The 14,349-nt window shown below is 42.0% G+C and carries 9 protein-coding genes; 5 read left to right on the forward strand and 4 right to left on the reverse strand.

Going from position 1 to position 14,349, the window contains the following annotated elements:
* Positions 1-2 precede the first annotated feature (2 nt).
* Entirely contained in the window at positions 3-2,030 is a 2,028-nt protein-coding gene (locus ACOOE0_RS02280) for an MGH1-like glycoside hydrolase domain-containing protein (RefSeq protein ID WP_420400858.1), read from the reverse strand.
* 318 nt (positions 2,031-2,348) lie between these two features.
* Here ACOOE0_RS02280 and ACOOE0_RS02285 point away from each other — a divergent pair, with 318 nt between their 5' ends.
* From ACOOE0_RS02285 to ACOOE0_RS02305, 5 genes are all read left to right on the forward strand, one after another.
* Complete coding sequence (locus ACOOE0_RS02285) at positions 2,349-2,909, forward strand: RNA polymerase sigma-70 factor (RefSeq protein ID WP_420400859.1); 561 nt, start codon at positions 2,349-2,351, stop codon at positions 2,907-2,909.
* Positions 2,910-3,024: 115 nt separating this feature from the next.
* Positions 3,025-4,152 carry a FecR family protein gene (locus ACOOE0_RS02290; protein ID WP_420400860.1) on the forward strand — a complete coding sequence of 376 codons (1,128 nt, stop codon included), beginning with the start codon at positions 3,025-3,027 and terminating at the stop codon, positions 4,150-4,152.
* A gap of 155 nt (positions 4,153-4,307) precedes the next feature.
* Entirely contained in the window at positions 4,308-7,619 is a 3,312-nt protein-coding gene (locus ACOOE0_RS02295; RefSeq protein WP_420400861.1) for a SusC/RagA family TonB-linked outer membrane protein, read from the forward strand.
* 19 nt (positions 7,620-7,638) lie between these two features.
* On the forward strand, positions 7,639-9,171 hold the full coding sequence (locus ACOOE0_RS02300) for a RagB/SusD family nutrient uptake outer membrane protein (RefSeq protein WP_420400862.1): 1,533 nt from the start codon (positions 7,639-7,641) through the stop codon (positions 9,169-9,171).
* 157 nt (positions 9,172-9,328) lie between these two features.
* Positions 9,329-12,652, forward strand: coding sequence for a VCBS repeat-containing protein (locus tag ACOOE0_RS02305; RefSeq protein ID WP_420400863.1), 3,324 nt, complete (start codon positions 9,329-9,331; stop codon positions 12,650-12,652).
* 3 nt (positions 12,653-12,655) lie between these two features.
* On the opposite strand, the gene ACOOE0_RS02310 is transcribed toward ACOOE0_RS02305, so the two are convergent.
* Genes ACOOE0_RS02310 through ACOOE0_RS02320 form a run of 3 tightly spaced genes read right to left on the reverse strand, consistent with a single transcriptional unit; the run spans position 12,656 to position 14,349 of the window.
* Positions 12,656-12,838, reverse strand: a complete 183-nt coding sequence (locus tag ACOOE0_RS02310; RefSeq protein WP_420400864.1) for a CPXCG motif-containing cysteine-rich protein — start codon at positions 12,836-12,838, stop codon at positions 12,656-12,658.
* A gap of 58 nt (positions 12,839-12,896) precedes the next feature.
* Entirely contained in the window at positions 12,897-13,814 is a 918-nt protein-coding gene (locus tag ACOOE0_RS02315; protein ID WP_420400865.1) for a DUF5777 family beta-barrel protein, read from the reverse strand.
* On the reverse strand, positions 13,804-14,349 hold the full coding sequence (locus ACOOE0_RS02320; RefSeq protein WP_420400866.1) for a YceI family protein: 546 nt from the start codon (positions 14,347-14,349) through the stop codon (positions 13,804-13,806). Before ACOOE0_RS02320 ends, ACOOE0_RS02315 begins: the two co-directional genes overlap by 11 nt.

Raw genomic sequence — 14,349 nt, forward strand, 5'->3', positions numbered from 1 at the left:
TATTATTCGTGGTTTGTCAGTAGCAAAATTATGTGGGCCGCACTCCAACTAAAATTTTTGGCGTAAAGTCCCTTCCCCGTTAAGGGATGATAATTCTCGTAAATGGGTTCACCCTTTTCCATAAGTCCTTCAGCCCCGTGTAAAAGTTTTTCGGTAACCTCATCAGCTTCCTTGGTAAACCCGTAATTCCTTAACCCTTTAATTCCAAAGTAAGCTTGATCCAACCAATTTGGACCTCGCCAATATCCATTTAGGGGATTGAACAAGGGATGGTCTGCGGCCATGGTCTGAAATGGAACTTTCACATAAAACTTTTTTGGGTCCAACATCTGGTTCTTTACTGCTTCTGCCTGCTGGTTCGTGGCCACTTTTGCCCAGAGTGGAATCCATCCCTCGCTTCCTGCTCCCTTTACAAATTCTTCCCCACTTAAATTGGTATCGTAGAACCACCCATCATCCTCATCATAAAATTGCGTTTGAATGCGTTGTTTCAAATTCTCCGCTTCCATCTTCCATTGTTGGGCTTCATCCTTCAAATTTAATACCTGCGCCAAGCTTCCCAAATATAATTTTTCGGCATATAAATAAGCGTTGAGGTCAACACTTTCTTGATCTAAGGAATATGCCCCTTCTGAATTTTTTAAAATCTTGGAATTATCAAAGCGAATGGCATTGTCCATTCCACTTTCCCATTTGGCCGCAATGAGTGTCCCATCAGTGGAACCGTACTCACACAGACCATCTTGATCATGATCACGGTCCACATACCACCACTCGTGGTATTTTTTTAGTTTCGGATACATTTCCTTCACAAAACTGGTGTCTGAGTCCATTGGTGTGATCTTGGCCACGGCCCATGCCGCCAAGGGAGGTTTGGTATCCCGAAAGTTGTGGGGTTCTATGGAGGTGTCACGGTAAACGCAATCCACAATGAAGCCATTCTCCAATTGAAAGTCGAACATGGCCCTCATTTGGTCTTTGGCCAATTCTGGGGCATACAAGGACAGTCCGGCCGCATGTTTCCATGAATCCCAAGACCAAAACCCGTGAAACCATTCATAGTGATAACTTGGAAACAATCCTTGGTGCTTTAATTCACCTGCCGCAATTCTCCAATTGTTCTGTAAGGTCAATTGGGCTTTTGCAAGCAGCTCGACATATGCACTATCCCGAAATTTGATAGCAGCTTTTGTTTGAACGGCGGCCAACTCCTGATCTTTTTCCATTTGGTGGGCATCTAGCAGGGAATCAAAGTCCATTTTATGAATCGCATTTTTTTCAGTATCCCAAGCATACTCGGGAAAAATAAAGGATTGAGACACCAAAAATTCTCTTGATGAATTGGGAGGAATGGTTACGGCAGATTTTCTAGCCTTGTACGAGAGACTATCTTCCAAAAGAATGCCATCCACCCCATCCAAAAATTGCAGATATCCTACTGCATCACTCTTTTTTGAATTAAACTGAATTGTATTGTTCCTACTGGACAGTTGCATCTCCAATTTAAAGACCACCCCAGAGTATTCTAAATTAAGGGTAACGGCCTTAGTCGTCCTATTGGTAATGGAGGTGCGTTGCAAGGCCGTATGTCCAGACATAAAAACAAGTTCCTGTTTCACTCCCAAGCTTGAATTTTCAAAAACTTGCTCCAAATGGCTGGAAAAGCTGTGTTGGGAAGTCAGGGTCGATTTCCAATCCATTGCAACCTGGTCATTATCATCCCAAATAAGTTTTAGTTGAACGAGATTGGGGCTTAACCAAACCCCATTTTCCTGAGTCATTAAAAAAGGGCCGCTAAAACTTCCGCCTTTCCCATTCTTGGGCATACCATATCCAAACCATGCTCCTTGATCTGAAAATACAAGCATGTCCCTATCCCTTGGGTGTTTGGGCGCCCCGGTATAATCCAAGGTGTTTACAAAATTGGAAATATGAGGTATCTGGTTTGTGGAACTGTTGATAGGTTCCTCTTGTTTGCAGCCACAAAACAGGGTAATCAATACAAATGATGAAATGATGAATTTGTCCATAAGCTCAGTGCCATAAGTTTGCTTTCCTATGGTCTTTAATTAAAGGATTTATACCTCTTTCAAGCTATACGAACGACATTGAAAATCACAACAAAAGGAAAAGAATGTTGCTATTTTGGACGGATGCAATGTACAAAAAAAACCATTTTAACATCTGTTGGGAGGTAAAATTTTCGTTAATTCATAATTTTAATACCAGCTTGTTTCGTCTTTGGCATTCATTGTAAGATAATACCCCAGAGCGATTTCGAATAGCTGGACAATTTATGCCAAACTGGTATAGAAATTAGTTTCATTAGGTCTTTTAGCACAACCAACTTGGACTCTAATTCAATTATACAGGAAATACGGAACCAAAACCAATTTGTCTACAAAAAGTTCTTTGAAGACACCTATGCTGAGTTGGTCCACTACGCCAATAGTTATCTTTTTGACCAAGGTTGGAGTGAAGATATTGTACAAGAGGTTTTTATCCATTTATGGGAGAAATCCAATTCCCTCGAAATTAAAAGTTCTTTAAAAGGGTATCTGTATGCCATGGTGAGGAATCGTTGTCTCAACTTTTTGAAAACTATAAAAATTACAGACGATGCCAATGTTTTGGACATGCAATCCATGCTGAGTGCCGAATACAATCTAGATGTTTTTTCGAGCGAGGATTTAAAGGTCATCCATCACCAACTTCTAAAAGTTGTAGAGGGTTTGCCCACCAAAATGCAGCAAATTGTGAAAATGCGTTTTATTGAAAATTACAAGTACGTGGATATTGCCGAAGAATTGGGCATTTCTGTAAATACCGTAAAAACCCAGCTCAAAAGAGCCAAGTTGAAAATTACCCAGCAAATGGCTCTAGTCCTTGCACTATTGACCATCCATTGAGGCCATTAAAATTGCGGTATTAACTATAATGAACCGCAGTTTTTAAATTTTTGTCATTTTTTTGTCACCCATTTTGCGATTTTGATTGTCTATCTAATAGAAAGTCAAAATAAAGATGGAATTTAAGTTAATTCTAAAGAAACTAAATAACACGCTTAACCAAGAGGAAGAACAGGTTTTTAACGATTGGATTTCCGAATCCAACACCCATAGATCTTACTTCGAAAAAGTTCGTGAAAGCTATTCAAAATCACCGAATATTGTTGATATACAGAAAGGGTGGGAACAGATTAGTTCGAAAATCCGCCCTCGCAAAGGTCTCTCCATAGTTTGGAAATACACAGCGGCAGCTGTTTTATTGGCATTGCTAAGCCTCCCTTTTTTGCTCACAAACCAAGACCCCATAGCCGAACCTACGACCAATATCGTCAATGAGATGATTGAAATCGGTACGGACAAGGCCACACTTACCCTGGAAGATGGCACCAAAGTACCCCTTGAAAAAGGCAAAGCTTTCAGTACCCAGGCCCTTACCAGTAATGGTCAGGAACTCGTTTACACGAATAAAGCTGAGACTTCATCCAAAACTATCGTATATAACACCTTGACCATTCCAAGAGGTGGTCAGTTCTTTATTACGTTATCCGACAATACTAAAGTTTGGCTCAATTCCGATTCTGAGTTGCGGTATCCTGTCAGTTTTTCCCCAGATCAGCCAAGAAAGGTTGAGTTGGTGTACGGCGAGGCATATTTCGAGGTTTCTCCAAGCACACACCACAATGGAACCCATTTTCTGGTAGCCAGTCAGGAACAAGAAGTGGATGTTTTGGGTACAGAATTTAATATTAAGGCTTTCAAGGAGGACTCTTTTATAGAAACCACCCTGGTTCATGGGAAAGTGGCCGTAAGGAATGGTGAAAATATCAGCAACCTAAGCCCAGGGTACCAATCGCGACTGGAGAAGGGCACCAATCAAATTAGCATATCACAGGCAGATATCTACAATACCATCTCATGGAAAAATGGACTTTTTAGCTTTAAGAACATGGCCTTAAAAGATATCATGACCGTGTTATCTAGATGGTATGATGTAGATGTGGACATAATTAACCAGAGGGTTGAAGACGTCACTTTTAATGGTGTTTTTAACCGAAATCAAGATTTGGAAAACATTCTTTCAATTATAGAAAATACGAACGAAGCAAAATTTACAACTAAAGGAAAAACTATTATGGTAGAATAAAAAAAGGGATGGAGCTTAGACTTGGACAATTTAAACGTCCATCCCTGTGTGTCGATCAATTAATTAAATATTAACTAACTAACGAATTCAAATTTATGAAAACAAAATTTGTTGGTCTACCTATTTTGTATAGGAAGACCCTTTTACTCGTAATTATGAGGACCTTTATTTTTCTATTTTGTATGGCAACTTTTGGTTTTACAACCAAAATAGGCTTCTCACAAAATAAAAAGATAGTTGTCAACACAAGCCAAGAGCTCACTGTAGAGCAGGTTTTTGATCTCATTAGACAGCAAACAGACTACTCTTTTATTTATCGATCGGATTTATTTGCAAATGCACCCAAGGTTATGGTCAAAAAAGGGGAAACCCGCATTAACGACCTCCTTAAAAAAACCTTGTCCTTTGCAGATTTTGAGTATGAACTGTCTCCCGAAGGATCTATTCTTCTCATTAAATCAGAAAAACCAGCGACTCGGAAAAAGAAAAAATACCAACAGGAAATAACCGGGACGGTAACGGATAAAAATGGAACTCCCTTACCTGGAGCCTCCGTACTTATTAAGGAAAATACCACCGTTGGTACCCAAACCGATTTTGATGGTAATTACTCGATCATGGTACCAGGATTTGAGTCCACTTTGGTATTTAGATACTTGGGCTTTGTGACCCAAGAAGTGGTGGTGGGCAATCAAACGACCATAAATGTTACTTTGGAAGAGGATGCACAAGGCCTGGAAGAAGTTATTTTGGTAGGTTTCGGTACGCAAAGAAAAGCAGAAGTCACCGCTGCCATTTCTTCTGTTGACATTGAGGAAATCCAAAAAATCCCAACCGCGGATGTCGCTACCTCCTTACAAGGTCAAGTGGCTGGTCTGAACGTGGCTATTGCTACCGGTGCGCCAGGAAGTGAACCCATCATCCGAATTAGGGGATTGGGAACCATTGGTAACAACAATCCATTGGTGGTGATCGACGGTATTCCAGGAGACCTTTCGTACATCAACCCATCGGATATTGAGGACATCAGTATACTCAGGGATGCCTCAGCTGCTACCATCTATGGTTCCAGGGCATCCAATGGTGTGGTCATTGTAACCACCAAAAGAGGAAGAACTGGAGATCCCCAGGTCACTATAAGTTCCTATGCCAGCACCCAATGGTTTAGCAATGGGGTCGATGTCGCCAATAGGGCACAACATGATCAAATAAAGCTTGAAGCCTTCAATAATGCCGGAGAAACACCTGCGCCTTACTTGACCAGTGGAGCCCAGTATGCCGATTCGGATTGGGTTGGCGCCTATATCGACAATGCTTTTGAGCAAAAACACGATATCGGTATTACAGGTGGAACGGAAAACATGAAATACAGTTTTTCAGCAGGATATTTTGAGAACACCGGGACTGTTGTGAATACGGATTTTAACCGTTTGAGCACTCGATTGAACTTGGATTTCACTTTGTTGGAAGGTAGACTTAAAATTGCACCTGGGGTAAGTTATACCCGAGAGAATACGGGTGGAATTTTTGAGCCGACCTCTGAAGGAAATGCCAGTTTCTCGCCTTTCTTGCAGATATATCAAACTTTGCCCCACAAGTCCATATTTGATGCCAATTCTTTGAACGGTTTCGCTACCCCTCCATCTGAGTTGGGGTCAGGAAACCCAGTTGGGGAAACAGAATTGAATGATAGAAATGATGAAGATGACTACCTACAATTCAATGTTGCCGCGACTCTCAAACTATTTGACGGATTGGAATACCGCTTCCAGTACGGTGCCAACATTGAAAATACCCATTTTGCCAACTTTTTGCCCACCTATAATTTTGGGCCTCAAGCCGTAAATGACAATCCTTTTCTATCCGAAAACCGGACAAGAACCAATGAATGGACACTGAACAACACCCTGAACTATCGCAAATCATTTGATAAGCACGATGTTGAAGTGTTACTTGGTATCTCAAGGGAAAAAAGTGAATTTAGATCAGCTGGTGGATCCAACAACGAACTGGCTTCCGATCAGTTAAGGGGACTAAGTGCCGGTATAGGTGATGAATCTTCTTTTGGGTTTAACTCTACTAGTACCTTGCAATCTTATTTTGGCCGTTTAAGCTATGACTTTGACGACAAATATTATGTCCAAGGTAGTGTTAGAAGGGATGGTTCTTCGCGCTTTGCCTCAACCAACAAGTACGGTACTTTCTATTCCGTTTCCCTGGGATGGGCAGTTCATAATGAGGAATTCTTTGATTCCGAGCTGATCAGCCAACTAAAACCACGTTTTAGCTACGGAACCCTAGGAAACCAGCTTATTGGAGATCATTTGTTTCTAGCTCGAATTGGTTCAGGAGGACAACAATTGAATTACCCTTTTGGTGCTGGGCAAAGCCAACCTGTGGTTGTGGGAGCTATTGCAACTTCGTTTCCCACACCAGATATCCAATGGGAAGAGACAGCTACCACCAACATTGGTGTAGATTTAGGTCTTTTGCAAAATCGAATTAAATTCTCATTTGATTACTTTACCTCTGAAACCACAGACATGTTGGTGAACGTTCCTATTCCTGCAACTTCAGGGATTACCTCTTTTCCATTGACGAATGGGGGTAATTTGGAAAACAAGGGTTGGGAATTTTCGGCTTCCTATAACAACGGATCGGATAGCGATTTCAGTTATAATATAAGTGCCAATATCAGTGGTTCTTCCAACGAAGTAACCAAATTGGGTATTGCGGATGAAGCCTTTACTGATGGATTTATCGAGTTCAACAATTTCCCAACCACCCGTACCGAGGTAGGCGGAGAAATTGGAAGGTTCTACCTGTTTGAAGCCGATGGAATTTTCCAGACCCAAGCAGAAGTTGATGCCCACGGGGTACAGCCCAATGCTGCTCCTGGTGATCTTCGCTTTGTGGATAGCAACGGAGATGGGGTACTTGACGATGATGATAAGCAATTCATGGGCAGTGGCCTTCCAGATTTCGAGTACGGTATCAATTTTAGTGCCAATTACAAGAATTTCGACATCAGTCTATTCTTCCAAGGCACCCATGGGAACAACATTTACAATGGGGTTAGAATGTGGTTGTACAGAACGGACAGACAAAATATGTCTGCTGACCTGTTGAATGCTTGGTCTCCCTCCAATACAGGAAGCAACATTCCAAGAAATATCTTTGGGGATCCAAACAACAACATTAGACCCTCTAGCTATTTCTTGGAGGATGGGTCGTACTTCAGGTTAAGAAACCTGCAAGTGGGATATACCTTCCCGGAAAAGGCCATGGGGAACCTTCCTATTGACAATCTTCGATTGTATGTTACCGCGACCAATTTGTTTACCATTACAGATTATTCCGGTTTTGATCCTGCCCTAGGTAATGGAGGGACCTTTAATAGAGGTGTTGATAGAGGTTTCTACCCTTTGTCCAAGTCACTTATCCTAGGTTTGAATCTTACACTTTAATAAAAAAATTGAAAACATAATGATCAAGATCATGAAAGAGAGCAAGTTAATTCTAGTTGCAGTATTGGCCCTGATGGGGATGTATTCCTGCAGCGACGATTTTATAGAAGTTGAAAACAGGGAGGTTCTTACCGAATCCAGTTTTTGGCAAACAGAAGACCATGCGCTTCAAGCCCTAACCGCCACCTATGCTGCTTTGCATAGCTCCAGCGGCAGTAAATGGGCCTTTTTTGAGGAAATATACACGGCCATGGCCTATAAAGCTGATGACATGGTGAACAATACCGCTGAGACCTACAGTAGGTCCTTGGCCAGTTTCACCAATACTACGGAAGAAAGTGGACCTTTTAATATTTGGCGAAGTGCTTACGCTGGAATTGGACGGGCCAACCAAATTTTACAGCAGGTTCCCAACATGGAAGCCCTTTCCCAAGAGAGCAAGGATGTTATCATGGGAGAAGCCAAATTCTTAAGGGCTTACTACTATTTTTGGTTGGTGACCGGTTTTGAAAATGTTCCCTTGGTAACCACCTATGAAGTGGATCCGGACAACCTTTTCCCCGGACAAGCAACACCAGCCGAGGTATGGGCTCAAATAGAAACCGATCTTGCCGAAGCCGAGTCCGCCATGTTGGTGGAACACTCTGGGGAGTGGTTGGGAAGAGCAACCCAAGGAGCCGCAAAGGCCCTGTTGGGAAAAGCCTTTCTGTTCCAAGAAAAATGGTCGCAAGCCGAGGCCAAACTTGCCGAGGTAGTGGCTATGGATTATGCCCTGTTGGAGAATTACGCCGACAATTTTAACGGAAGTGCCGAGAATGGCAGTGAAAGCGTTTTTGAGATTCAGTTCACCGGTGATAGGGCCAATGGTAACGATGAGCGTCAAGTGTTCAATTTCGAAGTTTCCCCATACGCCTTTGGAGGCTGGGAACTTTTTTATCCATCACAATGGTTGGTGGATGAAATGAGAACGGATGTTGACGCTATTGGAGATCCCAGTAATCGTGTTTATGCCAGTATCTTCTTTGATGACCCAGGCTCACAAATGTATAGTCGCGATTCCGACACAGAGGTGGCTTATGGGGATGTAGCTGGGGAACTGAACCACCCAAAATACTTCAAGAAGTATTCTTTCAACGAAGACACCAATTTCTACAATGGAACCAACATTACCATTATTCGTTTTGCGGACGTACTGCTGATGTATGCTGAAGCCCTTAACGAAAATGGAAAAACAGCTGAAGCCATCGTTGAAGTCAACAAAGTAAGGGAAAGAGGTGGTGCAATTCCACTTGCAGGACTATCGCAGAGTGAATTACGAACGCAGATTCGTCACCACGAAAGGCCAGTAGAATTGTCCATGGAATTTGGTATTCGCTGGTTTGATCTATACCGTTGGCAACGTGGTAGCACGGCTACGGAGTCCATTCAGGCAACTCTAGAGAGTCATGGAAAACCATTTGCCGAGAATTTTCAAGACAAACATATTTTATATCCCATACCACTTCAGGAGATCAACATTAATGAAAACCTTGATCAAAATCCTGGATGGTGAACCGATTGAGTTTAGTTTGAGTTAGTTTCGTGTTTGAGTAGCGTAACTTGCCACCTAGGGACAGTGAGCGGTCCTTAGGTGGTTTTTTATAAAAAACCATCAGGTAAAACCGAGTGAAAATAGAATTTAAAGTCGCTCACCACAAAGCAGGAGTATTTTGATCAACAATAAATGCATCATATCCTACGCAATAATCCTATTAACCATAATAGGTTTATCTTCCTGCTCCAAATCCAATGAAAAGCCCAGCGAAGAGGCTCAAATCCTGTTTACGGAGATACCATCATCCCAATCTGGGATAGGTTTCGTTAATGAAATTCCAGAAAACAGCGCCATGAACAGTATGGTCTATGAATACTTCTACAATGGAGGGGGCGTTGCCATCGGGGATATCGACAATGATGGATTACCTGATGTTTATTTTACCTCCAACCTCAAGGACAACAAATTATACAAAAACAAGGGCAATTTTAAGTTCGAAGATATTACAGCCAAGGCCAAGGTAAAGGGAAGTTTTGGTTGGACTACCGGGGTTACCATGGTCGATATCAATGCGGATCGTTGGTTGGACATCTATGTCTGCAAATCAGGGAAAGGAAAAGCAGAGAACAGGGCAAATCTGCTCTACATCAACAATAAAAATGGCACATTCAGGGAAAAGGCCGCTGCATACGGACTGGATTTCCCAGGTTATAGCACCCAAGCTTCATTCTTTGATTATGATAGGGATGGAGACCTGGATTTGTTTCTACTAAATCATAATGTAACGCCCATCAATACCAATACGCCAGAAGTTTTCAAAAATGAGGATAATGACATGGTCGGCGATCGATTATATAGAAATGACAACGGAAAGTTCATCAATGTTTCCAAGCAAGCTGGAATTATTGGTAATTCATTAGGGTTTGGTCTTGGAGTTTCCATAGGAGATCTGAACAACGACGGCTGGCCAGATATATATGTGGGCAACGACTATATAGAACAGGATTACCTCTATTATAACAATGGGGATGGCACTTTTACCGAAGGTATCAAAACCTCCATGGGGCATACCTCCAACTTTTCCATGGGAACAGATATTGCCGATATCAACAATGATGGGTTACCAGAGGTTATTTCCCTGGACATGGTGGCAGAGGATAACTACGGAATTAAGACCAGTATGAGTGGGATGGACCCCAAAGCCTTCAACTATGCAGTTGAAAAGGGGTTTCACTACCAATACATGTACAATGCCCTGCACTTGAACAATGGGGATGGGCACTTTAGTGAGATTGCGCAAATGGCCAAAGTTTCCAATACCGATTGGAGCTGGGCTCCCCTACTTGCCGATTTTGATAATGATGGGCTAAAAGATCTGTTCGTTACCAACGGGCTCAAACGCGATTTCAGGAATAACGATTTTAAAAAGTATAAGTTGAAGCGTCTGGAGCAAGCCCAAAACAACAATGAAAATATGCCGAAGGTCATTGAGGAGTTGGTTCAAAAAACACCTCAGCGCAAAACCACCAACTATCTTTTTAAGAATAATGGAGATTTGACCTTCACCAACAAAACAATGGATTGGGGCATACAAACTCCAACCTTTTCCAATGGTGCAGCCTATGGGGATTTGGATAATGATGGGGATTTGGACTTGGTCATCAACAATATAGACGAGACGGCCACCCTGCTACAAAACAATAGCAGCCAGAACTATATTCAGTTTGAATTTAAAGGGCCTTCGCAAAACCCATTTGGGGTTGGTGCAATCGTAACCATAGAAACAAAAGACGGAAAACAATTTGCCACGAATTATCCTACCCGCGGATATCAATCGGCAGTACAACCCTTGGTGCACTTTGGTCTGTCACAGACAACCCAAGTAAAAAAAGTAGTTGTTATTTGGCCGGATGGCAAAACCCAAACCTTCAAAAATTTAGGGTCAAATCAAAGGATGCTCCTGGATTATGGTAATGCCATTGATGGGCAACAAGAAAAAACCAGCTTTACAGATCTACTTTTTCAAGATATTACCCAGATAGCCGAAATAGCACATCGACATACGGAAAACCTATATGACGATTTTGTTCTGGAAAGCTTATTGCCCCACAAAATGTCCCAAGAAGGGCCAGCTCTGGCTGTGGGAGATATCAACCAAGATGGTCTGGATGACTTTTATATTGGAGGTGCCAAAAACCATCCTGGAGCACTTTATGTTCAAGAAAAGGATGGCAAATTCCAGGTACAAAATCAAGCTGTTTTTTCTGAAGATAAAATCCGTGAAGATGTAGATGCCGTCTTTTTTGATGTGGACATGGATGGTGATCTTGATCTTTACGTGGCCAGTGGTGGTAACGAAGAAAAAGAAGGTTCCAACTATTATTTGGACAGAATTTATGTCAATGAAAATGGACTTTTTGGCAAGATTTTAAACCCTTTTGACCAGCTCATTTCCTCAAGTAGTTCGGCGGTTAGACCCTATGATTATGATAGGGATGGGGATTTGGATTTGTTCGTTGGAGGCAGACAAGAACCAGGAAAATATCCCTTATCCGGAACCAGTACTTTATGGAGAAATGATACTGAAAACGGGCGTATCAAATTCACGTCAATGCACGAAGAACTCCCAAGCGATTTAGGAATGGTCACGGATGCAGCCTGGGCTGATGTGGATGGGGATGGCTATTCGGATTTGATTGTTGTTGGGGAATGGATGTCCATCAAAATCTTCAAAGATCATCAAGGCTCATTTTCGGACATATCCGACCATATAGGCTTGGAAGATCTGACAGGTTGGTGGTTTAGCTTGGAAGTCGGGGATTTTGATGCCGACGGGGACATGGATTTTGTAGCAGGCAATCTTGGATTGAACAGCAAATATCAAGCTTCGTCCGAGGAACCATTCGAAATTTATGCCAAGGATTTTGATCAAACAGGATCAATGGACATTGTTTTGGGGTATCATCAAGAAGGAAAGCAGTTTCCATTACGAGGGCGTGAGTGTAGTTCCAACCAAATGCCATTCATCAAGAAAAAATTCCCAACCTATCATGATTTTGCATCTGCCAGTCTGGAAGATGTCTATGGTAAAGAAAATCTGGCCACTGCAGTGCAATTCCAATCCAAAACTTTTGCCTCAACCTATTTTGAAAATCAGGGAGATGGCAGTTTTTCACCAAAACCTTTACCCAATTTGGCTCAACAAACGGCTATAAGGGAAATCATTGCTGACGACCTTACGGGGGATGGACTGGAAGACTTGCTTCTTTTTGGAAATTTGTACGGATTTGAAGTGGAGACTCCTCGACAGGACGCTGGATACGGCCTTTTGATGGAAGGAAACGGTAGTGGAAGTTTTGAACCTCAAATGCCATACAGCAACGGATTGTATGTTCCAGGGGATGTGAGCCGTGCATCCATATTAAGACTTGCCAACAATAAAAAGGGGATTTTGGTGGCCAAAAACAATGATTATTTGCAACTAATTAAAATACAATAGTTCTTACTGTCCCAACAATCTGACCTGAAATTGCGTCAACTCCCCATTTTCAAACCCTACTTGGCTTTCTATGGGATTACAGCATACTTCGCAATCTTCCACATAGGTTTGTTGACGGACCGAGGTATCCAAAAGAAATGAAATTTCTTCCCAACAATAAGGACATTGAAAGAAATGTTCCAACATGGTCATGTTGTTTTTAGTCTTTGCAGCCTGTCATGGCATATTCAATATGCTCTCTAGTTTAATTCCCTTGTTTCAGTCCTTTGAGCTGCCGTTTAAAATGAATGATGTAGGTGAAATTAAACCCAAAATTAAGGTTGGGGTTCTTAAAATTGAAATTGTTTCGGGTTTCGGCAATAAAGGAGCTTTCTACCATACTGGGGGCATTGGTCAGCATAAACTGAAGCATCACATCGCCCAATTCCCAATTTACTCCAATACCAAACGGACCATAAGTATCTATGCTTTCCACTGGATTGAAAACTCTATAGTATTCACTTACCAACGAAACATGCGGCCCCAATTTATACCTACCCCCAAAGCCTAGGGCCAAATGATTTTGCCTTTCATCCTGCGTATAAACAGCGCTTCTGTGGATATAGGTTGGGGCAATTTGCAAGGAGAAATCAGAACTGATCTTTTTTGCAATGAGTAGCTGGGTGGTAAACGACAATCTATTGGAAAAATCATCCTCCACATTGGGATTGCTTATGGCATGGCTGTTATAGCTTGCATTTTGAAAAACAGTGAGCCCTATAGGCGATCCCTGGCCACTTGCCTGCTGTCTTACCAATCTATATTTCAAGAACGCATCAAAAAGACCATCCCATGTTGATCCTCCCACGCCTGTGGTAAGTCTATCACTAATCCCATATTCCAAGGCAATACGTGCATTCAATTTGTCCGCCCCAAAACTCTGGGATCGTGGTGCGGGAGTATTCCAAAATCGGGTAGCCGCAAAAACCTCCAAAATTCCTTTTTTGCGGGTTTCAACAGAATGTCCGTAAGTAATCCGGGTGGATTTAAATGTAGCTGGGACAAATTGGGGCACCGTATCAGTATGCTCCTTTTCCAAAATATCCAGCAGCTCATTTTGTGCCATAATTTGATTCACAAAGAGGCCAAAAACCAATAGCGTCCAAAAAACTCTAGTTTTCATAGGGCAAACATTCAAAATTAAAATCCACTGAAATGGTCTTTGCAATATTCCCAGCCAAAAGTGGCGGAATCTTTATTTCATAATCCCTGACCAGGGTTTCAAAGGTCCCTGAAAGGACAAAGGTCTCGTTGTTGCGTGTTATTTTGGTCTTTATCTGAAGTTCTTTGGTAACCCCATGCATATTGAACCTACCTTCCACCATTCTTGTTTGCTCACCTTCAAGAGTGGGGTCAAAATCCGTAATAGTACCCACAAAAGTGGCCTTGGGATAAATATCAGATTCCACATAACTTTCGTTGAAATGTTCCCGCATCAAGGCCTTTTCAAAAACAAAGGCATTCATAAGCATGCTCACGGCTATTTCACCGGTGGTTAAGTCAACTATACTCAGCACTTGATTATTCTCCGCTTTTATATGCTCCACAGAAGTGTAGGAGAAAAAAGAGACATGACCCTGCCTTGCCATGGATTTGGTAGCCCCTTGTCCAAATCCATTAAAGGCGATCAATGCAAAAAGAGGTAGAAGTTTACCCAT

Origin of the sequence: Flagellimonas sp. (genome assembly GCF_965215805.1) — a bacterium.
GTDB lineage: Bacteria > Bacteroidota > Bacteroidia > Flavobacteriales > Flavobacteriaceae > Flagellimonas.